This window comes from Xanthobacter sp. ZOL 2024, assembly GCF_052932325.1.
The window spans coordinates 117,286-140,296 of the sequence record NZ_CM128808.1 but is presented as its reverse complement, the minus strand read 5'-3'; the positions used below and the strand labels follow the sequence as shown (position 1 = coordinate 140,296).

Annotated in this window: 22 protein-coding genes; 9 read left to right on the top strand and 13 right to left on the bottom strand. The window is 67.8% G+C overall.

The genetic code is table 11. The features are described 5' to 3' along the window. Position 1: 1 nt before the first annotated feature. Positions 2-1,090 carry a TRAP transporter substrate-binding protein gene (locus ACU4E7_RS00640; RefSeq protein WP_238120916.1) on the bottom strand — a complete coding sequence of 363 codons (1,089 nt, stop codon included), beginning with the start codon at positions 1,088-1,090 and terminating at the stop codon, positions 2-4. Between the two features lie 217 nt (positions 1,091-1,307). Between ACU4E7_RS00640 and ACU4E7_RS00635 the strand changes: the two genes are divergently transcribed. Beyond that, positions 1,308-1,841 carry a CreA family protein gene (locus ACU4E7_RS00635; protein ID WP_238120857.1) on the top strand — a complete coding sequence of 178 codons (534 nt, stop codon included), beginning with the start codon at positions 1,308-1,310 and terminating at the stop codon, positions 1,839-1,841. Between the two features lie 22 nt (positions 1,842-1,863). Here ACU4E7_RS00635 and ACU4E7_RS00630 read toward each other — a convergent pair whose 3' ends face one another. Continuing rightward, positions 1,864-2,199 carry a hypothetical protein gene (locus tag ACU4E7_RS00630; protein WP_238120858.1) on the bottom strand — a complete coding sequence of 112 codons (336 nt, stop codon included), beginning with the start codon at positions 2,197-2,199 and terminating at the stop codon, positions 1,864-1,866. A 463-nt stretch (positions 2,200-2,662) separates the two neighbouring features. Here ACU4E7_RS00630 and cysS point away from each other — a divergent pair, with 463 nt between their 5' ends. The 4 genes from cysS (at position 2,663) to ACU4E7_RS00610 (ending at position 6,854) form a co-directional block, all read left to right on the top strand. Beyond that, on the top strand, positions 2,663-4,051 hold the full coding sequence (gene cysS / locus ACU4E7_RS00625) for a cysteine--tRNA ligase (RefSeq protein WP_447020255.1): 1,389 nt from the start codon (positions 2,663-2,665) through the stop codon (positions 4,049-4,051). Further along, entirely contained in the window at positions 4,048-4,548 is a 501-nt protein-coding gene (locus ACU4E7_RS00620; protein ID WP_238120860.1) for a GNAT family N-acetyltransferase, read from the top strand. Before cysS ends, ACU4E7_RS00620 begins: the two co-directional genes overlap by 4 nt. A gap of 44 nt (positions 4,549-4,592) precedes the next feature. Then, positions 4,593-6,191, top strand: coding sequence for a citramalate synthase (gene cimA / locus ACU4E7_RS00615; RefSeq protein WP_447020254.1), 1,599 nt, complete (start codon positions 4,593-4,595; stop codon positions 6,189-6,191). 222 nt (positions 6,192-6,413) lie between these two features. After that, positions 6,414-6,854, top strand: a complete 441-nt coding sequence (locus tag ACU4E7_RS00610; RefSeq protein ID WP_447020253.1) for a DoxX family protein — start codon at positions 6,414-6,416, stop codon at positions 6,852-6,854. An 82-nt stretch (positions 6,855-6,936) separates the two neighbouring features. Here the strand turns inward: ACU4E7_RS00610 and ACU4E7_RS00605 are convergent, their stop codons facing one another. The 8 genes from ACU4E7_RS00605 to ACU4E7_RS00570 all read right to left on the bottom strand — a co-directional run bounded on the left by ACU4E7_RS00605 (position 6,937) and on the right by ACU4E7_RS00570 (position 14,599). Beyond that, positions 6,937-9,000, bottom strand: a complete 2,064-nt coding sequence (locus ACU4E7_RS00605) for a heavy metal translocating P-type ATPase (RefSeq protein ID WP_447020252.1) — start codon at positions 8,998-9,000, stop codon at positions 6,937-6,939. An 8-nt stretch (positions 9,001-9,008) separates the two neighbouring features. After that, positions 9,009-9,638, bottom strand: coding sequence for a hypothetical protein (locus ACU4E7_RS00600; RefSeq protein ID WP_447020251.1), 630 nt, complete (start codon positions 9,636-9,638; stop codon positions 9,009-9,011). A gap of 82 nt (positions 9,639-9,720) precedes the next feature. Then, positions 9,721-10,176, bottom strand: a complete 456-nt coding sequence (locus ACU4E7_RS00595) for a hypothetical protein (RefSeq protein ID WP_447020250.1) — start codon at positions 10,174-10,176, stop codon at positions 9,721-9,723. 121 nt (positions 10,177-10,297) lie between these two features. After that, positions 10,298-10,603: a hypothetical protein gene (locus ACU4E7_RS00590; RefSeq protein WP_447020249.1), complete on the bottom strand. Its 306-nt coding sequence runs from the start codon at positions 10,601-10,603 to the stop codon at positions 10,298-10,300. Beyond that, on the bottom strand, positions 10,593-10,862 hold the full coding sequence (locus ACU4E7_RS00585) for a FeoC-like transcriptional regulator (protein ID WP_238120867.1): 270 nt from the start codon (positions 10,860-10,862) through the stop codon (positions 10,593-10,595). The genes ACU4E7_RS00590 and ACU4E7_RS00585 overlap by 11 nt, the downstream gene beginning before the upstream one ends. Before the next feature lie 13 nt (positions 10,863-10,875). Further along, complete coding sequence (gene feoB, locus ACU4E7_RS00580; protein ID WP_447020248.1) at positions 10,876-13,260, bottom strand: Fe(2+) transporter permease subunit FeoB; 2,385 nt, start codon at positions 13,258-13,260, stop codon at positions 10,876-10,878. Beyond that, on the bottom strand, positions 13,260-13,733 hold the full coding sequence (locus ACU4E7_RS00575; RefSeq protein WP_238120869.1) for a FeoA family protein: 474 nt from the start codon (positions 13,731-13,733) through the stop codon (positions 13,260-13,262). Before ACU4E7_RS00575 ends, feoB begins: the two co-directional genes overlap by 1 nt. A gap of 308 nt (positions 13,734-14,041) precedes the next feature. Then, positions 14,042-14,599 carry a manganese efflux pump MntP gene (locus ACU4E7_RS00570; protein WP_447020247.1) on the bottom strand — a complete coding sequence of 186 codons (558 nt, stop codon included), beginning with the start codon at positions 14,597-14,599 and terminating at the stop codon, positions 14,042-14,044. A gap of 364 nt (positions 14,600-14,963) precedes the next feature. Here ACU4E7_RS00570 and ACU4E7_RS00565 point away from each other — a divergent pair, with 364 nt between their 5' ends. Continuing rightward, entirely contained in the window at positions 14,964-15,332 is a 369-nt protein-coding gene (locus tag ACU4E7_RS00565) for a hypothetical protein (RefSeq protein WP_443266071.1), read from the top strand. 24 nt (positions 15,333-15,356) lie between these two features. Here ACU4E7_RS00565 and ACU4E7_RS00560 read toward each other — a convergent pair whose 3' ends face one another. Further along, complete coding sequence (locus tag ACU4E7_RS00560) at positions 15,357-15,722, bottom strand: DUF167 family protein (protein ID WP_447020246.1); 366 nt, start codon at positions 15,720-15,722, stop codon at positions 15,357-15,359. A 3-nt stretch (positions 15,723-15,725) separates the two neighbouring features. Next, positions 15,726-16,016 (bottom strand): YggT family protein, encoded by a 291-nt coding sequence (locus tag ACU4E7_RS00555; RefSeq protein WP_238120872.1) that lies wholly within the window; start codon positions 16,014-16,016, stop codon positions 15,726-15,728. Positions 16,017-16,360: 344 nt separating this feature from the next. Here ACU4E7_RS00555 and ACU4E7_RS00550 point away from each other — a divergent pair, with 344 nt between their 5' ends. The 3 genes from ACU4E7_RS00550 (at position 16,361) to ACU4E7_RS00540 (ending at position 19,746) form a co-directional block, all read left to right on the top strand. Next, positions 16,361-17,311 (top strand): acetyl-CoA carboxylase carboxyltransferase subunit alpha, encoded by a 951-nt coding sequence (locus ACU4E7_RS00550; protein ID WP_238120873.1) that lies wholly within the window; start codon positions 16,361-16,363, stop codon positions 17,309-17,311. A 356-nt stretch (positions 17,312-17,667) separates the two neighbouring features. After that, complete coding sequence (locus ACU4E7_RS00545) at positions 17,668-18,843, top strand: L,D-transpeptidase family protein (RefSeq protein WP_443266069.1); 1,176 nt, start codon at positions 17,668-17,670, stop codon at positions 18,841-18,843. A 498-nt stretch (positions 18,844-19,341) separates the two neighbouring features. Then, the gene (locus ACU4E7_RS00540) at positions 19,342-19,746 is read left to right on the top strand and encodes a hypothetical protein (protein ID WP_447020245.1); all 405 of its coding nucleotides are present in this window, start codon (positions 19,342-19,344) and stop codon (positions 19,744-19,746) included. A gap of 141 nt (positions 19,747-19,887) precedes the next feature. On the opposite strand, the gene secA is transcribed toward ACU4E7_RS00540, so the two are convergent. Further along, a complete protein-coding gene (gene secA, locus ACU4E7_RS00535) occupies positions 19,888-22,668 on the bottom strand; it encodes a preprotein translocase subunit SecA (RefSeq protein ID WP_238120875.1) in 2,781 nt (926 codons plus the stop codon). Between the last annotated feature and the right edge of the window lie 343 nt (positions 22,669-23,011).

Genomic DNA, 23,011 nt, shown 5'->3' with positions numbered 1-23,011 from the left:
GTCAGCTTTTGCCGCGATTGCGGATGTTGAAGCCGTCGAAGGCGTATTCGGCGATCTGCCACCATACCAGCTGCTCGGTGCGGATGGCGTTCATGGAGTCGAGGCCGCGCTTGAACATGGGGTTGGCGGCGGCGAGCTCCGCATAGAGTTCCTGGGCCGCCTTGTAGCCCGCTTCCATGATGGACGGGGGGAACGGCTTCAGCTCGGCCCCCTGCTGCACCAGGCGACGCAGCGCCGGCGGGTTCACCCAGTCGTATTTGCCCAGCATCCAGTTGTTGGCGGCCTCGCAGGCGATCTTGAGGATGCCCTGGTAATGCTTGGGCAGCGCATTCCACTGCTCGTTGTTCACCACCAGGTGGAGCATGGCCCCGCCTTCCCACCAGCCGGGGTAGTAGTAATATTTCGCCACCTTCACCAGGCCGAGCTTCTCGTCGTCATAGGGGCCGACGAACTCGGTGGCGTCGATGGAGCCGCGCTCCAAAGCGGGGTAGACGTCGGAGGGGGCGATCTGCTGCGGCACCACGCCGAGCTTGGCCAGCACCTGGCCGCCCAGCCCACCAATGCGGAACTTCAAGCCCTTCAGGTCCTCGACGCCCTTCAGTTCCTTGCGGAAGAAGCCACCCATCTGGCAGCCGGAATTGCCGGCGGCGAAGGCGGTGACATTGTATTTGGCCAGGATCTCGTTGGTGAATTCGGATCCGCCGCCGAAGTGCCACCAGGAATGCTGCTGGCGCGAGTTGAAACCGAACGGGATGCCGGTGCCGAAGGCGAGGGCCGTGTCCTTGCCGGTGTAGAAATAGGTGGCGGTCTGGGCGCACTCCACCGAGCCGGTGGAGGCGGCATCCAGCGCCTGGAGGCCGGGCACGATCTCGCCGGCGGGGAAGGTCTGGATCTGGAACTTGCCGTCAGTGGCCTCGGCCACATAACGCGAGAGCATCTCGGCGGTGCCGTAGATGGTGTCCAGGGAACGGGGGAAGGACGAGGTCAGGCGCCATTTGATCTCGGGCTGGCTCTGGGCGAGCGCCGGGCTCGCCACAGCGCTGCCAGCGAGAGCGGTGGCCGATGCGCCAATGAAGGTGCGGCGCTTGATGTCCATTCCAATCCTCCTTGGGCCCGGATCGCCTTGGGCGTCGGTCCGGTTGTCCGATGCGCCGCTTGGGCGGCCTGGGCGTGGGCTCTTCGACGGCCTGCGCGAGGCACGGCGCAGGGGTGGTGTCACGCGCAGGCGGCCGCGTCAATCGTCGAGCGGCTTCCGTTGACGGTTTCGACCCCCATATGAGAGGGGTCGCGTTCCCCGAGGGGTCCTTATGATGGCGATTGTGACTTTAATGCGTGCCGTGGTGGTGGCGGCGGGTCTGGCCGCGGCGCTCGGGGCTTCCGCTGGTGGCGCGGCGGCCCAGGAGCCGAACCTCATCTTCAAGAAGTCCACCGTGTGGAAGTTCCTGACGCCCGACGACAAGCTGGCCGTCTATGGCATCGACGACCCGCTGGTGGAGGGGGTGGCCTGCCACTACACCACGCCGGAGAAGGGCGGCATGTCCGGCATGCTGGGGGTGGCCGAGGAGGTCTCCGACATCTCCCTGGCCTGCCGCCAGGTGGGGCCCATCTCGTTCAAGGGCAAGTTCGACCAGGGCGACGTGGTGTTCCGCGAGGGGCGGTCCTTCTTCTTCAAGAAGATGCAGATCGTGCGCGGCTGCGATACCAAGCGCAACGTGCTGGTCTATCTGGTCTATTCCGACAAGCTGATCGACGGCAGCCCGAAGAATTCCACCTCCACCGTGCCCATCATGCCGTGGGGCGCCAATGGCGAGGTGCCGCGCTGCTCTGACTTCGTGCGTTGAGTGGCGGCGGGGCCACCCGTCGTCAGCGCGTGCAGGTGATGGCCACGGCGCTGGCGCAGAGCGGGCCGGGGCAGATCCCTTCCGCGGTCGCATCGGCGGAGGCGCGGCGCAGCGGGCCGTCTTCCACCCGGCCGAACTCCACTGCCCGGGCATAATCGTGGGAGCGGCACCAGGCGCTGGCGATCCGCTCGCCGCAGGGCGCGCCGGACGACAGGCAGCCATCCACCCCATAGCCGTCGGAATTGTCGATGACGAACACCCGGGTATCGGCATGTGCCAGCGGCGCGGCCAGCACAAGGAACGCCGGGAGAACGAGAAGCGACAGGAGGCGGGCCGAGGGTGTTCGATTGGTGTGCATCAGAAGAGTCCGCCCGATAGGGGCCCGTGGTGAGCTGATCGCCGGGCCGTTGGCGGCAGGACCGCCCGGCCGGCAGGGGGCGGTGGCATAGCTGCGCCTCCCGCACCGGGTCAAGGCGGCTGCTGCAATGCAGCATCGCGCCGTCCGCGGGGCGGCTTGCCCCGCCAGAACCGGTGAGATGCGCGCGGACTGCGAAAATCCTTGATGGAAATCCTTGACGGATGCACGCGTGGGCACCATTGTCCCGCGCCATGAACGGCCTTTTTTCCATCTTCGGCATTCGTCTGCCGATTATTTGCGGTTAGCCCGAGAAGCTGGCCGCGGCCGTCCCTTGCTGCACCCTTAAGCCCGTTTAAGGACCTGGACGCCCCGGCCGGTGGACCGGCTGTGCGCGCATGCCCGTTTGGCAGGCGTGTGTCCGTTGCGCGATGTCGCGGAACGCGGAGCGACGAGGGGAGCATCCATGGAGCTGCGGCTTCACAACACCCTGACCCGGTCGAAGGACGGCTTGCGTCCGCTCGATCCCACCAACGTGCGCATGTATGTGTGCGGGCCCACGGTCTATGACCATGCCCATATCGGCAATGCGCGGCCGGTGATCGTGTTCGACGTGCTGTTCCGGCTGCTGCGCCGGCTCTATGGCGCGGACCACGTGAAATACGTGCGCAACATCACCGACGTGGATGACAAGATCAACGCCCGCGCCGCCGATCGCGGCATCTCCATCCGCGAATTGACTGAGGAAACCTATCGCTGGTTCCGTGAGGATACGGCGGCGCTCGGCTGCCTGCCGCCCACGGTGGAGCCCCGCGCCACCGAGCATATCGCCGAGATGCGTGCGCTCATCGAGCGACTGGTGGCGGCCGGCCATGCCTATGTGGCCGAGGAGCACGTGCTGTTCAACGTGCCCTCCATGCCCGATTACGGTGCCTTGTCCCGCCGCCCGCTGGACGAGATGATCGCCGGCGCGCGGGTGGATGTGGCCCCCTACAAGCGTGACGCCATGGACTTCGTGCTGTGGAAGCCCTCCGACGCCGGCGTGCCGGGCTGGGATTCCCCGTGCGGCATCAAGACCCCCGGCCGGCCGGGCTGGCATATCGAATGCTCGGCCATGAGCTGGCGGCACCTGGGCGAGACCTTCGACATCCATGGCGGCGGCATCGATCTCATCTTCCCCCACCACGAGAACGAGATCGCCCAATCCCGTTGCGCCTTCCACACCGGCGTCATGGCCCAGATGTGGCTGCACAACGGCTTCCTGATGCTGGAAGGCGAGAAGATGTCGAAGTCGCTCGGCAACTTCGTCACCATCCGCGAATTGCTGGAGGAGTGGCCGGGCGAGGTGCTGCGCCTCACCATGCTGTCCACCCATTATCGCCAGCCCATCAACTGGACCCGCCAGGGCCTGGGCTTCGCCGCCAAGACCCTGGACAAATGGTACAAGGTGATCGGCGAGGTGGAGGCCGAGGACGGCGAGGGCAATCCGTTCGAGCACGAGATCGCCGAACGCCTGGCGGACGATCTGAACACCCCTTCCGCCATCGCCCATCTGCATCACCTGGCCGATGTGGCCGAGCATGAGGAGACCTCCTCGGCGCTGCGGCGGCGCTTCAAGGCGGCGGCCAACCTCATGGGCCTGCTCACCGATACCGAAAGCGGGTGGCGGGCGCGGGCGAAGGCGTCCATCTCCCTCGACGAAGGGGTCATCGCCGGCCTCATCGCCGAGCGGCTGGCCGCCCGCAAGGCCAAGGACTTCAAGCGCGCCGACCAGATCCGCGAGGAACTGGCGGCGCAGGGCATCGTGCTGATGGACAACAAGGACGGCACCACGACCTGGGAGGTGGCGCGATGAGCACTCTCCGTCTCGCCCTGCGCCCGTTCCTGCCGGCGGATACGCCGGTGCTGGCGGCGCTGTTCACCGCCGCCATCCTGGAGCTCACCGGCGAGGATTACGACCTCGACCAGCAGGAGGCCTGGGCCGCCGCCGCCGAGGACGAGGTCGCGTTCGGTGAGCGCCTGGGCGCGCTGCTCACCCTGGTGGCGGTGCGGGCCGGCACGGTGGTGGGGTTCGTGGCGGTGAAGGACAATGCCCATATCGAGATGCTCTATGTGCATCCCGAGGCGGCCGGTAGCGGTGTCGGGAAGGCCTTGTGCGATGCCGCCGAGACCCTCGCGCGGGCGCGCGGCACCACGGCGCTGAGCGTGGATGCCAGCGACACCGCCCTCGGCTTCTTCCAGCATCGCGGCTATGTGCCCGAGCGGCGCAACACCGTGGCTCGCGGCAACGCCTGGCTCGGCACCACCACCCTGCGCAAGACGCTGGGCGAGGAAAAGGCCCGCCTGCAATGACAGCGGCCGCCGCCCCGGGGGACACGCACAAAAAGGGTTCGGACATGCCGACCAAAGAGCGCCTGTATCTGTTCGACACCACCCTGCGCGATGGGGCGCAGACCAATGGGGTGGATTTCACCGTCGCCGACAAGGTGAAGGTGCTCGGCCTGCTGGATCGCCTGGGGGTGGATTACGTGGAGGCCGGCTATCCCGGTGCCAATCCCACTGACACCGAGCTGTTCAGCACCCCGCATCCTGCCCGCGCCCGGGTGACCGCCTTCGGCATGACCAAGCGGCCGGGCCGCTCGGCCTCCAATGATCCCGGCCTTGCCGCGCTGCTGGAGGCCAAGGCCGATGCCATCTGCTTCGTCGCCAAGGCCTCCGCCTATCAGGTGCGGGTGGCGCTGGAGACCACCAAGGAGGAGAACCTCGCCTCCATCCGCGACAGCGTCGCGGCGGCGGTCGCCGCCGGGCGCGAGGCGCTGCTGGATTGCGAGCATTTCTTCGACGGCTACAAGGAAGATCCGGAGTTCGCCCTCGCCTGCGCCCGCACCGCCTATGCGGCCGGCGCCCGCTGGGTGGTGCTGTGCGACACCAATGGCGGCACGCTGCCCCATGAGGTGGAAGCCATCGTGCGCGAGGTGGTGAAGGTGGTGCCGGGCGATCACCTCGGCATTCATGCCCATAACGACACCGAGCAGGCGGTGGCCAATTCGCTGGCGGCGGTGCGGGCCGGGGTGCGGCAGATCCAGGGCACGCTGAACGGCCTCGGCGAGCGCTGCGGCAATGCCAATCTGTGCGCGCTGATCCCCACCTTGATGCTGAAGCGCGACTATGCGGAGCGCTTCGACATTGGCGTCGCGCCCGAGGGGCTGGCGGAGATCGTGCAGGTGTCCCGCGCCCTCGACGAGATGCTGAACCGGGCGCCCAACCGCCATGCCGCCTATGTGGGCGAGAGCGCCTTCGCCACCAAGGCCGGCATCCATGCCTCGGCGATCCTGAAGGACCCGGCGACCTATGAGCACGTGCCCCCCGAGGCGGTGGGCAACCGGCGCAAGCTCCTGGTGTCGGACCAGGCCGGCAAGTCCAATGTCATCGCCGAACTGGAGCGGCTGGGGGTGAGCGTGGACAAGGCCGATCCGCGCCTCGCCCGCCTGCTGGACGAGGTGAAGACCCGCGAGGCCCTGGGCTATGCCTATGAGGCGGCGGATGCCTCGTTCGCGCTGCTGGCGCGCCGCGCCTTGGGCGAGGTGCCGGACTTCTTCGCGGTGGAGCGCTTCAGCGTGAAGGTGGAGCGGCGCTACAACGCCAAGGGCGAGCTCACCACCGTGGCGGAAGCCATCGTGAAGGTGCATGTGGGCGAGGAGACGCTGATCTCCGCCGCCGAGGGCAACGGCCCGGTGAACGCCCTTGACCTCGCCTTGCGCAAGGATCTGGGCAAATACCAGCCGCTCATCGCCGGCCTCCACCTCACCGACTACCGGGTGCGGGTGCTGAACGGCGGCACCGAGGCGGTGACCCGGGTGCTGGTGGAAAGCACCGACGAAAATGGCGATCGCTGGACCACCGTCGGGGTCTCTCCCAACATCATCGACGCCTCGTTCGAGGCCCTGCTCGATTCCATCACCTGGAAGCTGCTGAAGGAAGGTGCCACCGCCTGAGGTGGGGCGCGCGGCGATCCCGCCATCCCCATCTTTGCGGGTCGTGTGCGAAAGCGCACCAACCAGCTGTTGTGGGCGTTTTCGTGGGTGCAAATGCGCAGTGCATGGGAGCAAGCGCATGCTTGCTTCAAGTCAATGTGGTCATAGTGGTATCGACGCCATTTCCTGCCACGGCGCGGTCATGATGGTCGCGTACGGATGCAGAAATTGGAATATAGCGTCATGTCCACCGCATCTGGAAGATTTGATTTCACGGATCCCATGGTGGTTGTTCGGGTCATCTGCGGCCTGTTCTATTTCCCGCACGCGATCTCGAAGATCGTCGGCTTCGCCGGGACGGTGGGATTCTTCACAAAGGCGGGGTTTTATCCGCCGGAAGCGTTCGTGGTGCTCTCGGTCATCATGGAGCTCATCTGCGCCATCGGCCTCACCTTCGGCCTGTTCCCCAAGTATCTCGGTATCGTCTCCGCCGGCCTGATGCTGGTGGCGGCCTACGCCACCGCCCGGGTGCACGGCCTCGGCTGGTTCTGGGCCGGCCATGGCGTGGAATATCTGGTGTTCTGGGGTGTGGCCTCGCTCGCCGTGGCCCTAGATGCCTGGAACAAGAACCCCGGCTTCTTCGGCTATTTCGCCTGGCCCCTGCGCAAGGAGAAGGCCGCCTGAGGCGGGCCCTTTCAGGCTGATATGAGAACGGCCCCGGAGCCTGGCTCCGGGGCCGTTTTTGGGCCACCCCATCCGTGGGCGATCAGTGGGCCTTGGCGCTGCCGTGTCCCGCCAGCAGGGAGCGGATCAGCACCGCGATGGTGGTGCCGTTGTGGAGCGCGGCGGTGGCGATGGGCGAGAGATAGCCCAGCACCGCGGCCGCCAGGATGGCCGAGTTGGCGCCCACCGCCACGTTGAAGTTGGAGCGGATGAGCGCCATGGTGGCCTGCGAGATGCCCAGCACGGTGGCGAGCGAATCCAGCCGGTCGTCGGTCAGCACAATGTCGGCGGTGGCGCGGGCAATGTCGGCGGCCCGCGGCATGGCGATGCCCACATGGGCGGTCATCAGCGCCGGCCCGTCGTTCACCCCGTCCCCGACGAACGCCACCTTGGCGCCCTCCGCCTTCAGTTCGCCGATGATGCGGGCCTTATCCTCCGGCTGCTGCTCGTAATAGACGGCGTCGAGGCCAAGGGAGTCGCCCAGCGCCAGAGCTTTCGCCTTGGCGTCGCCGGTGATCATCACGATCTTCTTGATGCCGAGCGCGCGCAGCCGCGCCAGGGTTTCGGGCGTCTCCTCCCGCACCCGGTCGCGCAGGGCGAACATGGCCAGCGGGCGCTGGTTCCGTGCCGCATAGAGCAGGGACTTGCCCTCCGCCTGGAACTCCGCCACCTGGGCCCGCTGGCGGGCGAAGGAGATGTTCTCGTCATCCTCCAGGAAGTGGCGGCTGCCGAAGCGGATGACGTCATCGCCCACTTCCGCTTCCACGCCGTGGCCGACGATGAAGTTGACCTCCTCGTGGGGCACGTGGGCGAGCTTGCGCTGGCGGGCGAGGTTCACCACCGCCCGGGCGATGGGGTGGTTGGTGTGCTCGCCCAGGGAGGCGACCACCGCCAGGGCCTCCTCCTCGTCCACATCCGAGCGCAGGGGGCAGATGTCGGTGACCTGCAGGGTGTTGTGGGTGAGGGTGCCGGTCTTGTCGAAGACAATGGTGTCGATGTCCGCCAGCGCCTCGATGGCCTGCCCGCTCTTGACGAGGCAGCCCTGCTTGGCGGCCTGGAACATGGCGGTCTTCAGGGCGATGGGGGTGCCCAGCTTCACGGTGCACGAATAGTCCACCATGAACACGGATTCCATGCGCCGCAGGTCCCGCGTCAGCGCGAACACGCCGGCCGCCGAGCCGAGGGTGATGCCCACCCGCCGGTCGGCCAGGGCATCGGACACGGACTGGATCTCCGCCGGCCGCTCCAGCGCATCCTGGATATAGCGGGCGATGCGGCCGGTGGTGGTGGCTTCGCCCACCCGGTCGGCACGGATGATGAGGCGGCCCTCGGTGACGATGCCGCCGGCCAGCGCCATGCCACCCGGCGCCCGGGGAATGGGCAGGCTCTCGCCGGTCACCGCCGACTGGTCCACATACGCGTCGCCGGACACCACCGTGCCATCCACCGGTATGGTCTCGCCGAGGCCGACCACCACGTGCTCGCCGCCGTGCAGGCTGGCGAAGGGCACCTGGCGCATCTCACCGCTCCCGGTCTCGACCCAGACATCGTCCGGCGCGCGATGCAGCAGCGAGCGCAACAGCTCGTCGGACCGCTCGATGGTGGTGGATTCGATATATTCCGCCAGCTCCACCAGGAAGCGGGTGAAATTGGCGGTGGTGTATTCACCGCGCAAGGTGGGCAGGCCGATAGCGATGGCGTCGAGCACCTCGACCTTCAACCCGTGCTGGATGGCGGCGGCGATGCCGCGCAGCACGGTGCTCGCCACATTGGCATAGGTGAGGGCCGCGGCGGCGGGCCGCGGCAGCAGGCGGGCGGCGATGAGGGTCGCCACCGACAGCACCAGCGGCGCCGAATCGACCCCCGGCGGCTGCACCAGCGCCGGCACCTGGGCCGGCGGATGGGCCGCAAGGGCCAGGATGGCGGCACGGGTGGCGCCGGTGCCGTCATAGCTGACGATGAGCGAGCGGGCGCCGGCATTGAGGCGCACCGCGGACACACCGCGAATGTCGCGGACGGCGGTGGCCGCCCGCGACAACAGGTCGAGGTCCACGCCGAGCCGCAGGCGCAGCCGGCGCGGAACCTCATGAACGATGCGCACGCTCACGGGTGATCTCAGCTCCGCGCGGCGGTCAGGTCGGCGGCAGTCAGGTCAGGGGCGGGCTCGGCCGCCGGTTCGGCGTCCGCCGCGGGCTGGGTGGCGGCGGCCACTTCCGCTTCCGCGTCATGCAGGCGCTCCTTCAGCTCCTCGACACCGCCCTGGAGGAAGCTCCACACCTGCACGGCGGTGCGCATGATGGTGCGCTGGGCGGTCTCATTGGTCAGCAAGTAGGCCGCCGCGGCGCCCACCGCGAGGCCCTTGATGAGCGAGTCCGCATTGGGATGCTGGTGCCAGTTGAAGCCGCTGGCCTGTGCGCCGGCCTGTCCCGCGTTCGCGCCGCCGGCCTGGCCCGGGTTCTGGCCCGCGCCGGGACCGAAGGGGAAGCCCGCAGGCGGGAAGCCGGGGGGCATCTGGCCGGCGGGGCCGCCAAAGGGCGCGCCCTGGCCAGGCCCGTAACCACCCTGGCCCTGGCCGCCCTGGCCATAGCCGCCCTGACCATAACCACCTTGGCCAAAGCCACCTTGACCCGGGCCGCCCTGACCATAGCCTTGCCCATTGCCCTGGCCGGCGTCGGCGCCGGGGGCGGTGCCATAGAAGTGGTAATGATAGTGCACGCCCTGATCGGTGCTCTTCTCATCGGACATGGTGCTTGCTCCTGAATGGGGGGCCGGCGCGCGCCGTGGGGCGTTCACGCGCGGCGGGGGATGGGGGAGGGACCGGGCGCGATCAGACCTTCGGCTCGTCGGTCGGGGGCTCGCCGGCGGCGCCCTTGCTGAAGACGCCGGAGACGGCGGAGCGCACATCGGGCCGGTTCATCAGCACCACCAGGCCGGCGCCGATGGCCGCGCCGATCCAGAAATTGGAGCCGCTGGCCCGGGCAATGCGGGTGAGGTTGGACATGCTGAAGCCGTCGCGCAGCACGCCTTCCAGCACGTCGAGCGCATCAATGCGCGGTCCACTGCCGGGTTGCGGGCCGGCACCCTGGGGGCCCGCTGCCTGCGGACCATAGCCCGGGTTTGCGCCGGAGCCGGGGCCATAGCCCGCGTTCGGGCCATAGCCGGACTGTCCCGCGTTCCAGCCGTAGCCGGGCCAGGAACCGGAGGACTGGGCACCTGCATTCTGCGGGCCTGCCTGGGTCGCACCGGCTTGAGAGTTACCCCATTGTGGGTCCTTCTTCGACATCGGTTCTTCCTTGGATCACAGCGCCAATTCAAAGGGAAAGCCACCGGCCCGGCGGCACTGCAGCGGGCGGTGGCAAAGAGCGGGTGAGAAAGGGGAGGGGGCGGCCATGGGCGCCATCCCCTCAGCTGACATGGGTGGCCAGCACCTGGGCCACCTCCTCGGCGTCGGCCACCAGCAGGCGCGGCCACAGCGGCGCCGGGATGAGGTGGGGATCATATTCCACCACCACCGACAGGGCCGCCGCATTCACCCGTGTGGTGGTGACGCCGCGGATGCGGCCCACGAGCTCCACGAACGGCTTGGGGTCCGCCTTCGGCAGGTGCGCCAGGGCCGCGAAATCCAGCTTGAGGCGGATGCGGCCTGGCACGTGGTGGGCGATGGAGACGTAGCGGCGCAGGTGCAGGAACGGGCCGAGATCAGGAATCATGAGTGCTCTTGTCCTCGTCGCTCACCCATTCGTAAACCTCCGGCACGACGGCCGCCATGGGGCAGCTGCAGCCACCGAACGGCCCTTTGCCGCAGCTGCCGCAGGCGCTGGGAATGAAGCGCACCCGAGATTTGGCGCGCCACATCTCCAAAAGGCTGCGGGCATTGTCGGGCGTGGTGGAGAGCCCCACCGCCAGATCGCCGACGGTGGTGCGGTGGTGGTCCTGCATATAGGCCTTCACGGCGGACAATGTGGTCATGACCGGATCTCCTTCACGGCCGCATTTCCTTGAAGGTGCCGCCGGGCAGCACCAGCCGTTCCTCTCGGGTGCGACGGGCCGCTGCGGCCTTGCCCACCTGGTAGAGCGTCACCATGGCCCCCAGCAGCAGGATCAGGCAGAAGCAGATCCAGAAGGTGGCGGTGGCCGGCGAACGCTCGAACCGCGCCGCCTGATAGAACACCACCGCCGCGCACCAGCCGAGGCCGGTGGTCCAGGAGGCGGCGAAGGCGGTCCAGCGCCAGCCGGTCTCCTGATAGATGGCGCCCACCGCCGCCACGCACGGCATGTAGAGCAGGATCATCAGGAGATAGGCGAAGGCGCCGGCCTGGCCGTCGAAGCGGGCGGCCATGGCGGTGAAGGCGCTGGGTGCCACCTCCAGCTGCTCGGCCGCCCCCTCGCCCTCCGCCGTGTAGCCCACGTTGAGGCCCATGGGGTCGGCGAGATTGCCCAGCGCATCCTTGAGGTTGGCGGGAATGGTGGCGACCGCCGCCATCAGCTTTTCCGCAATGGTGGCCTCCGGTTCGGGCTCGGCCGGGCTCGCCGCATCACCGGCCTTGGCCGCGTCGGCGGCACCCAGCTGGCCATAAAGGGCGTTGAGGGTGCCGATGACCGCTTCCTTGGCCAGGATGCCGGTGAACACGCCCACCGCCGCCGGCCAGTTCTCTTCCTGCATGCCCATGGGCTCGAACACGGGCACGATGGTGCGGCCGATGGCGGAGAGCACCGACTTCTCACTGTCCTGGTTATTAAAGGTCCCGTCGGTGCCCACCGCATTGAGAAAGCTCAACAGCACCACGATGGGCACGATCACCCGCCCGCAGCGGAAGATGAAGGCGTTGAGCCGGTCCCAGGCCCGCAGCAGCACGGTGCGGAAGGTGGGGATGTGATAGGGCGGCAATTCCATGATGAAGGGCGACACCGTGCCCTTCAGCACCGTGTTCTTCAGGAGGAAGCCGGTGCCGATGGCCGCCAGGATGCCGATCAGATAGAGGGCGAACACCAGATTCTGCCCGCTCTCGGGGAAGAAGGCGGCGGCAAACAGCGCATAGACCGGCAGCCGCGCCCCGCACGACATGAATGGCGCCATCATCACCGTGAGCAGCCGGTCGTGGCGGCTTTCCAGAGTGCGGGTGGCCATGATGGCCGGCACGTTGCAGCCGAAGCCGACGATCAATGGCACGAACGATTTGCCCGGCAGGCCGATGGCGCGCATGGCGCGATCCATCACGAAGGCGGCCCGGGCCATGTAGCCGGAATCCTCCAGGAAGGAGAGGAACAGATAGAGGAAGGCGATGACCGGGATGAAGGTGGACACGGTCTGGATGCCGCCGCCGACGCCTTCCGCCAGCAGCACCACCAGCGCTTCCGGCAGGCCGAGGGCGGTGAGCACCTGCGTGCCCCCATCCACCAGCACCGCGCCCACCGCCTTGTCGAAGAAGTCGATGAACGCGCCACCGATGGAGATGGTGAACACGAACATCAGGTACATCATGACGAGGAAGATGGGGATGCCGAGGAAGCGGTTCAGCACCACCCGGTCGATATGGTCGGAGACCGTGCGCGAGGCATCCCGCGGGCGCGTCAGCACCTTTTCGACGATGGCGGTGATGAAGCCGAAGCGGGCGTCCGCCACCACGATGTCCGTATCCTCGCCCAGGCTCGCCTGCACCTTGTCGCGGGCAGTGGTCACATCGGCTTCGAGGGCGCTCTCGGTTTCGCCGGTGGTCAGCGCGTCACCCTCGATGAGCTTCAACGCCCGCCAGCGCGGCTGGGCGACGCCCATGGCCTCGAGCTTGGCGGCGACGGCGCCGATGCCTTCCTCGATGGCCGGCCCGTAATGGGGCTCCACGGTCGGGGGGTGGGGCGCCGCGGCGAGCTCGGCGATATGGGTCTTGAGCTTGGCGACGCCGATGCCGCGCGCCGCCACCAGCTCCACCACCGGGCAGCCGAGCGCCGCGCTGAGCGCCTTCACGTCGAGGGCGAGGCCGCGCCGCTCAGCGATGTCCATCATGTTGACGGCGGCCACCATGGGCACGCGCATCTCCAGAAGCTGGGTGGTGAGATAGAGGTTCCGCTCCAGGTTCGAGGCGTCGATGATGTTGACGATCAGGCTCGCCGCGCCGGACAGCACGAAGTCCCGCGCCACCCGCTCGTCCTCGGAGATCTGGATTGTGGCGCCCAGCGAATAGACGCCGGGCAGGTCCACCACCTCATAAAGCTGGCCCTCATACGTATAGGTGCCGAACTTCTTCTCCACCGTCACGCCCGGCCAGTTGCCCACTTCCTGGCGGGCGCCGGTGAGGGCGTTGAACAGGGTGCTCTTGCCGCAGTTGGGATTACCGACGACGCCGATGACGATCTTCTCTGCCCCAGCCATCACAACTTCTCCACGGCGATCGTTTCCGCTTCCGCCTTGCGCAGGCTCATGGCGAAACCGCGCACCTTGATTTCCACCGGGTCGCCCAGCGGCGCCACCCGGGTGATCTCGAACTCCACCCCGGGGGTCAGCCCCATGGACATCAGCTTCTGGCGATATTCGAGCCGGCTCTTGCCGAGGCCGACGATGCGGGCGCGATCGCCGGGCACCAGGGCCGAGATGGTCAGCGCCGGCAGGGTCTGCTCCAGCGGGCGCACCACCACGCGGGTCGCCGTGCGCGCGTCCACCACCACCCGGCAGTCGTCGTTGATGGCGACCAGCAGGCCGTTCTCGCCGGAGTGCTGCACGATCTCCACCCGGCTGCCCAGATGCAGGCCGAGGTCGGCGAGGCGTTTTTCGTCGCTGGCATCTCCTTCCCACGCGATGACGCGGACCGTGCCGCTTTCGACTTCAGATAGCTTGAGATGACTCATCGACCATGCCCCACTGACTGACGGGAGAGCATCCCCTGCGCCGCAGTCTCGGTTTCATTATGAGCATAGTTGCACTGGAACGGGAATACGGACTTTGACGTAAATCAGCACGAATGCTTCAAAAGTGCTTTTAGAACATGGATAAATACAAATCTGGAATGACTCTAAATTGTGGGTTGCTCTTCTTCCTTTAGGGGAATGCGGGCCAGTGCGTGGCGTGCGCCCGCCTTCCGCCCGCCGTCGGCGGACGCGGCAAAACCCCCGGTGCCGCGCGGGCGCCAGGGGGGGCAGACGATGTCGGGCGGCGCCTACTGGGCCAGGTGTTCGGCGAGGATGGAGAAGCCGACGGCGATCAGCGTGATGCCCGCGGCCAGTTCCGCAATGCGGCTCCAGCGGTCGCTGATGAGGCGGCCCAGCAGCATGCCGCTGGACGACATGACGAAGGTGGTGAAACCGATGGCCAGGGCGATGACGATGATGTTCACGTCGAGCAGGGCCAGCGACACCCCGACCGCCATGGCATCCAGGCTGGTGCCGATGGCGGTGACGATGAGCATCCAGAACGAGCTCTTGGGCGGCGGGGCATCCGCGCCCCGGCGCAGGGCCGCCAGCAGCATGTGCAGTCCCACCCCGCCCAGCAGCGCGAAGGCGATCCAGTGATCGACGCTTTCGACGAGGCGGCTGGCGGCGACGCCGGCGGTCCAGCCGATCACCGGGGTGAGGGCTTCGACGATGCCGAACACGACACCGGTGCGCAGGGCCTCGGAATAACGCGGCCGCCCCAGGGCGGCGCCGCGGCCGACCGAAACGACGAAGGCGTCCATGGACATGCTGAGCGCCAGCACGGCGATGGTGAGAGCCGACATATTGAACTCGACGGACGCAGGAAGGACCGCGTGCCATGCATCCCGTCCGAAGAAAGCATGGTTCACGACGGTCTTGCCGGGCCGACACATTCGGCTGACCGCGCCACGCATGGATGCCTGAGGCACCCTCGCGAGTCTGTTGACGCGATCCCGCTCGGAAGCGGTGGCTACTCCCCGATGGGGTGCAGATAGCGGTCGTGCGCCGCCAAGTCAAATCCGCACGCTGCAGGGCAGCATGGTGCATGGGGCGACGCCCCCTTTGTGCCGGCGCGGTGCGTTTGCTACAGCGGGACGGCCGCCATGGCGCGGCGCGAACCTGGGGGATGGGATGTCAGCTTGGCAGAAGGCCTTAACGGCGGGCTTCGTGGCCGCAATGATCTCGGCCGCGCCGGCCTGGGCGCAGGGTGATCCCCTGGCGCCGCCCTCGGACCTCGGCGCCTCCGGCGTGCCGGTGCCGCCGGATGGCACTGCCATTCTCGGCACGGCCGCCCCGGCCGGAGAGATCGCGATTCCGGTGCCGCCCAGCACCTGCCCGGGCCTTCAGGCCATGATGCGCAGCCAGGGGGTGGTGCTGCTTCCCACCGGCGGCGGCAATGCACAGCGCTATGTGCGGGACCAGGCCTATTGCGACTCGGGCCAGGAGGCCAACCCGGCGTGGGTGCCCACCTCCGATAATCCGCAGTGCTTCATCGGCTACACTTGCGCCGAGCCCAACGACGACGGCGACAACTGACGGCCGGCGGCGCGCCGGGCCGGCTCAGCGCCGGCGCGGCCTGGCTTGAGGCGGGGCGGAAGGGGCCGGCGCCGGCGGTGCCACCGGCACGTGCAGCGCCAGAGCCTGCACGAGGGCGTTGGCATCCCCTTCGATGCGAAAGGTCTTCTGCCGCGCGGTGGCGCCGGCGCTGAGGCTGACCCGGGAGGCCGGCACGCCGAGGGCCGCCGCGATCACCCGCGCCACGGCGGCGGTGGCCGCGCCATCTTCCGGCGCGGCGCGCACCCGCACCTTCAACACCTCGCGGCCGTCGGAAAGGGTGGCGACCCCGTCCAGGGCGTCGCGGCCGCCTTTCGGCGTGGCGCGGACGAACAGCTCAATGCCGCCCGCCACCGGGCGCCAGATGCTCACGGCTCAGAAGACGTTGGGATAGACGTAGAGGCCGATCACCCGCTGAACGAAGAAGATGAGCAGAATGAGAATCATCGGCGAGATGTCGATGCCGCCCAGCGAGGGAATGACCGAGCGGATCGGCGCGAGCACCGGCTCGGTGATGCGATACAGGAACTCGCCCACGGAGTGGATGAACTTGTTGTAGGGGTTCACCACATTGAAGGCGACCAGCCAGGACAGGACGGCGGCGGCAATCAGCAACCACACGTAAAGGTTCAGCACAATCAGGATGACGTCGAGAACGGCGCGCATGTCGGTGAGGATCCCCGCAGCAATAGCGGTTCAGCAATAGCCTTGAGAAGGGGGCCGGAACAAGGCCATTGCGCAGCGCGGGATGTCACGGTGGGGCCGGGCAAAGGCGTTTGCGGCGCCGTCGCGGACCCCGCCGGGGGTGGTGCAGAGCGCGTGCAGAGGCGGGCGCGGGGGTAGGGCGCTGGTCGGGAGCACGCCGGCAGCCTCGGCGGTGGAGGTGGTCGCGCGCCGGCGGGTGCATGGATGCCCCGCGATGGCCGCCCTTGACTTGCCGGCCGGCCGAAGGCAGCTTCCCGCCCCATCGGAGGGGCTAAAATTGACCCTTTCCAACCTCACGGACAAGCATGCGCAGCTATCTGGACTTCGAGAAGCCGGTGGCCGAACTCGAGGCCAAGGTGGAAGAATTGCGGGCGCTTTCCGCCGCGAACGGCGTCGCCATCGGCGACGAGGTTCAGCGGCTGGAAACCAAGGCGCATGATGCGCTGGTGGCGCTCTATGCCAATCTCACACCCTGGCAAAAGACCCTCGTGGCGCGTCACCCGCTGCGGCCGCATTTCGCGACCTTCGCCGATGGCCTGTTCGAGGATTTCACGCCGCTGGCGGGCGACCGCAAGTATGGTGAGGATGAAGCGATCATCGGCGGTTTCGCCCGTTTTCGCGGCGAGCCGGTCTGCGTGCTCGGCCACGAGAAGGGCTCCACCACCGAGACCCGCATCCGTCACAATTTCGGCATGGCGCGGCCGGAGGGCTACCGCAAGGCGGTGCGCCTGATGGAGCTGGCGGACCGCTTCGGTCTGCCGGTGATCTCGCTGGTGGATACCGCCGGCGCCTATCCCGGCATCGGCGCCGAGGAGCGCGGCCAGGCCGAGGCCATCGCCCGCTCCACCGATGCCTGCCTCGGCCTGATGGTGCCCAATGTGGCGGTGATCATCGGCGAGGGCGGTTCGGGCGGCGCCATCGCGCTGGCCACCGCCAACAAGGTGCTGATGCTGGAGCACGCCATCTACAGCGTGATCTCGCCGGAAGGCGCCGCCTCCATCCTGTGGCGCGATACCGCCAAGGCGCAGGACGCGGCCACCAACATGAAGATCACCGCCCAGGACCTGCTCCGGTTCGGCGTCATCGATTCCATCGTGAAGGAGCCCGTCGGCGGCGCCCACCGCGATCCGGAAGTGGCCGTGGCGGCGGTGGGGGATGCCATCTCCGATGCCCTGTCCTCGCTGGTGGAGCTGGACGGGCCGGCCCTGCGCAAGGCGCGGCGGGCGAAGTTCCTGGCCATCGGCCGCAACCTGTGAGCCCATCGGGCGCGGCCTGGCCGCGCCCGTGGCGCCTGTTTCCTCCCGCTCCTTGCCCGCATCTGCGCCGAGTTGGTGCCCTCGCCTGCGGCTGTTTGGCGCCGGCGCAAGGGGGTGTCGCCACCGGTGGAAAAATCCTGGCGGGTCCCACGTCCGGCCGGTGCGTGGATCTCATCTTAGCCGCAATTGCCCCGTTTGTTCGCCGCTGGATGCGGGCGCCTGCCGCCGTGCTCCGCGCCGAAAGCGCGTGGGCCGGATGGCCAGCTCAATTCGGTCACATTGTGGTAACGCGCCGTCAAGATTCAGGGGCGGATGATGTGGTTTAACGTGCCCGGACAGGTATCAGGAGTTCCGCGTTGAGCCGTCCGTTGACGATAGTCTCGTCCCGCGTCCGCATGGCGGCGTTGGCCGCCACCGCGGCGCTCGCCCTCGCGGCGTGCAATCAGACCGATTCCGTGGCGCGCAAGGCCAACAAGCCGCTCTCGCCGCAGATGGTCGCCCTTATCAGCGAGAAGGGCATGACCCCGGCCACCCCCATCATGGTCCGCATCTTCAAGGAAGAGGCGGAGCTGGAGGTGTGGAAGGAAACCTCCTCGGGGCGCTATGCGCTGCTGAAGACCTATCCCATCTGCCGCTGGTCTGGCGAGCTCGGCCCCAAGGTGCGCACCGGCGACCGGCAGGCGCCGGAAGGCTTCTATGCCATCAGCCCGGGGCAGATGAACCCCAATTCCAGCTATTATCTCTCGTTCAATCTCGGCTTCCCCAATGCCTTCGACAAGGCCTATGGGCGCACCGGCGACTTCCTGATGGTGCATGGCGATTGCTCATCGGCCGGCTGCTACGCCATGACCGACGAGCAGATCTCGGAGATCTTTTCCCTGGCGCGGGAGAGCTTTGCCGGCGGCCAGCGGGATTTCCAGGTGCAGGCCTATCCGTTCCGCATGACGCCGAAGAATATGGCCCGCCACCGCAACAATCCCAACATGGCTTTCTGGCGCAACCTCAAGCAGGGCTACGACCATTTCGAGGTCAGCCGCCAGGTGCCGAAGGTGAATGTGTGCGAGCGGCGCTACGTGTTCGATGCCCAGGCGGTGCCTGGCGCGCGCTTCGATGCCGAGGCCGCTTGCCCGCCCTATCAGGTCGACCCCTCGGTGGCGCAGGCGGTGGCGGCCAAGACCCGCAGCGACGATGCCCAGATCGCCGCGCTCTCCAGCGGGCCCACCGCCCCCGTGCGCACCAATGCCGACGGCGGCATGCATCCGGTGTTCCTGGCCGAGATCAAGCGGCGGGAAGGCGGCAGCGAATCCGCTTTCGCGCCGCAGGCGCCCGGCACCATTCCCGAAACCACCCGCCCGCCGCGCATCGTCGACGACAAGTCGGTGGCCGACGTGGGGGGACCGGAGAAGCCGGTGGCGGCCCCCGCTTCCACCGGGGCGCAGATGGCGGCGCAGCAGCCGCCCGTCGCCACCACCACCGCCGACGGGGCGGTGACCACCAGCACCGTGCCCCTGCCGGCGGTGGCCCCGCGCTAGGGTGCGGGTCCTCGCGGGTGCTGGCCGGCTCGACCGTCCGGTGCCCGCCGCTGGCCCGCGCATGGCGCGTGGCTCATATCCGTTTGCTCACCTCTTGCTCGTGCTTCCGTGGCTCCCGCAAGGCGGACAGGGAATGCGCCGTGCCGCCATCTCTTGATGCGCTCGCGTCGCGGGCGGTCGCCGCCGTGTCCTGCTCCGCGTCGATGCCTCAGGCGCCGGCGGCCGCCAGGGCCGAGGGGGAGACCTGCAATCCTCTTTTCTGCTGGGGCGGAGGCCGGCGCGGTCTGCGTCGCTCGCGCGGCGGAGGGGCGCGTCCACGCCGGGCTTTTCCGGTTGGCCCGGTGGCAGGCTCTGCTGAGGCACGGAAGGTGAAACAGGGAAGCTGAAGCATAGCTTGGCCGCAGGGCGGGCGATCCGGCTTGACGGGCGCGCGCTTTCGCCGTGCTCTGGACGGAGCGAAGGGGCGACGGCCGGGCCGGCCGACAGGGGAGGGGGGCTATGCGGCGGGGAATGGTGATGGTGGCGGCGCTGCTGCTGAGCGGGGCACCGGCGCTGGCGGACAGCTGCTGGATGCACAATGGCTCGCTGGTGCGGCTGGTGGCGGCAGGCGACGCGCGCAGCTTCGTTTATGAGGTGCCCCGGCCCGGCTTGCGCGAGATCGGCGTGAAGCGCGGCACACTGCTGTTCAAGGGCAAGCGCCATGGCCGAACCTACAGCGGCATCGCCCGCATGTTCTCCACCGAATGTCCCGGAGCGGTGACGGAATATGCCGTGGAGGGGCCCGTCAGCGGCGATCAGACCCGGATCGTCCTCACCGGCTGGCGCGAGGTCTACCGCGCGTGCGTGCCCACCGACCAGCCGGTGGAAGACCGGCTGGTGTTCACCTATGCCCGCAAATGCTGAGGCCTGAGCGGGCCCGCGGCGGACGGCGCTGAGGCCGGCGGCCCCAATGCGGATCGGGCGCAACCGCCCGGCGGCCGCGCCCGATCCTCAGGTCTTGAATGCGTCGAGCCGTGATCCGTCGGACCCGGCGCCGCCACAGCGTCAGGCGAAGCGGCCGTGGCAGTGCTTGTATTTCTTGCCGGAGCCGCAGGGGCAGACCTCGTTGCGGCCCACCTTGCCCCAGGTGGAGGGATCGTTGGGGTCGCGCTCGGCCACCGCCAGGTCACCGGAGAGGAGCGGTTCGGGCCGGCTGCCGATAGCGGCGGCGGCGCTCGCCAGTTCGTCCTCGCCGGTGATGGGATCGGCGTGGTGCGCCTCCATCTCCGGCAGGTCCTCCATGGGCGGCGCCTGGGTGACGATCTCCACCCGCATCAGCTGGGCGGTGACCACCTCGCGCAGGCGGTTCAGCAGGCTGGAGAAGAGGTTGAAGGCCTCGGACTTGTACTCGTTGAGCGGGTCGCGCTGGGCGTAGCCGCGCAGGCCCACCACCTGGCGCAGGTGATCGAGCATGGCGATATGCTCGCGCCACAGATGGTCGAGGGTCTGGAGAAGGATCGACTTCTCCACATAGCGCATCAGCTCGGGACCGTATTTGGCGGCCTTGGCGGCCATCCATTCGTCGGCGGCGCGGGTGATGCGCTCGCCCACCTCGTCACCGGCGATGCCTTCTTCCTTGGCCCATTCCACCACCGGCAGGTCGAGGTTCAGCACCTCCAGGAGCGCGGCGTGCAGGCCGGCGGTGTCCCACTGTTCGGGATAGGCGTTCTCGGGGATGAACTTGGCCACCGTGTCGGCGATCACGGCGTGGCGCATGTCCTCCACCGTCTCGGCCACGTCGTCGTCGTTCATCAGCTCCAGGCGCTGCTCGAACACCACCTTGCGCTGGTCGTTGAGCACGTCGTCGTATTTGAGGACGTTCTTGCGCATGTCGTAATTGCGCGCTTCCACCTTCTGCTGCGCCTTTTCCAGCGCCTTGTTGATCCAGGGGTGGATGATGGCCTCGCCTTCCTTGAGGCCGAGCTTCTGCAGCATGCCGTCGAGCCGGTCGGACCCGAAGATGCGCATCAGGTCGTCGTCCAGCGACAGGAAGAACTTGGAATGGCCGGGGTCGCCCTGGCGGCCGGAGCGGCCGCGCAGCTGGTTGTCGATGCGCCGGCTCTCGTGCCGCTCGGTGCCGAGCACGTAGAGGCCGCCGGCTTCCAGCGCCTTGTGCTTCAGCTCCTCCACCTCGGCGTGGATCTTCTCTTCCGCCGCGACGCGCTCGGGGCCTTCCGGCAGGTCCTTGAGCTCGTTGACGATGCGCATCTCGGCGGAGCCGCCGAGCTTGATGTCGGTGCCGCGGCCGGCCATGTTGGTGGCGATGGTGATGGCCCCCGGCACGCCCGCCTGGGAGACGATATAGGCCTCCTGCTCGTGGTAGCGGGCGTTCAGCACCGAGAACACCTTGCCGCTGGTGTCGATCTCGGTGAGGGCGGCGGGATCGGCATAGTCCTTCTGCCTGAAGCCGTCCTTCTTGAGCAGGTCGGCCAGCAGCTCGGACTTCTCGATGGAGGTGGTGCCCACCAGCACCGGCTGGCCGCGCGCGGCGCAGTCTTTGATCAGCTCGATGATGGCGTGGTACTTCTCCATCGCCGTCCGATAGACCTCGTCGTCATCGTCGATCCGGGAGATGGGCAGGTTGGTGGGAATCTCCACCACCTCGAGCTTGTAGATGTCGGCGAACTCGGCCGCCTCGGTGTTGGCGGTGCCGGTCATGCCGGCCAGCTTCTCATAGAGCCGGAAATAGTTCTGGAAGGTGATGGAGGCCAGCGTCTGGTTCTCGGGCTGAACCTGGACGTGCTCCTTGGCTTCCAGCGCCTGGTGCAGGCCTTCGGAATAGCGCCGGCCGGGCATCATGCGGCCGGTGAACTCGTCGATGATCACCACCTCGTCGTTGCGGACGATATAGTCCTTGTCGCGCTGGAACAGGGTGTGAGCGCGCAGGGCCTGGTTCACGTGATGGACCACCGAGACGTTCTCGATGTCGTAGAGGCTGTGGGACTTCAGGAGCCCGGCCTCGGTCAGCATCTGCTCCATCTTTTCCATGCCGGCTTCGGTCATGGTGACGGAACGCTGCTTCTCGTCCACCTCATAGTCGGCCTTGTCCAGGCGCGGGATGTAGGTGTCGATGGTGTTGTAGAAATCCGAGCGGTCGTCGAGCGGGCCGGAGATGATGAGCGGGGTGCGGGCCTCGTCGATGAGGATGGAGTCCACCTCGTCGACGATGGCGAAGAAGTGCGGGCGCTGCACCATCTGGCTGCGCTCATACTTCATATTGTCGCGCAGATAGTCGAAGCCCAGCTCGTTGTTGGTGGCATAGGTGATGTCGCAGGCGTAGGCGGCGGCGCGCTGCTCGTCATCGAGCCCGTGCACGATGATGCCGGTGGACAGGCCGAGGAAGCCGTAAAGCTTGGCCATCCACTCGGCGTCGCGCTTGGCCAGATAGTCGTTCACCGTCACCACGTGCACGCCCTTGCCGGCGAGCGCGTTGAGATAGACGGGCAGGGTGGCCACCAGGGTCTTGCCTTCGCCGGTCTTCATCTCGGCGATGCCGCCTTCGTGCATCACCATGCCGCCGATGAGCTGCACGTCGAACGGGCGCATGCCGAGCGCCCGCTTGGCGCCCTCGCGCACGGTGGCGAAGGCGGGCACCAGGAGGTCGTCGAGGCTCTTGCCATCCGCCAGCTGGCGGCGGAACTCCTCGGTGCGCGCGCGCAGCGCGTCATCGGAGAGCCCCTCCAGCTCCTTTTCCAGGGCATTGATGGCCTGGACGCGGGGGCGGTACCCCTTCACCCGGCGATCGTTTGCGGAGCCGAAGAGCTTGCGGGCAAGTCCACCTAACATGGGTTATTCTCTGTTCCGATCCGTCGGGTCGCGAGGAGGGCGGAGACGGGCCGCCGGACCCTCCGGGAAGTGGCGCGCCTTTCGACACCCCTAATGCGGCGTCAGCAAGTCCGAACCAGTCTGGCGGCGGAGAGGCTCTCCCCGCGCCGGACCTACGCCGTTCCGCCTTGTCCCCCGCGCGCGCGTCGAGATAGGGCGGTACCGACGACGGACAGCACACCACGCGGACACTTATGAACGGCCCCGCCCATTGTCAATGTGAGGCGGCGCGCCCTGCCGCAACGTCGGCACCGGCGCTGGTGCGCCAGCATGGCAATTTTGCAGCACCGTCCGCGCTTCCGCG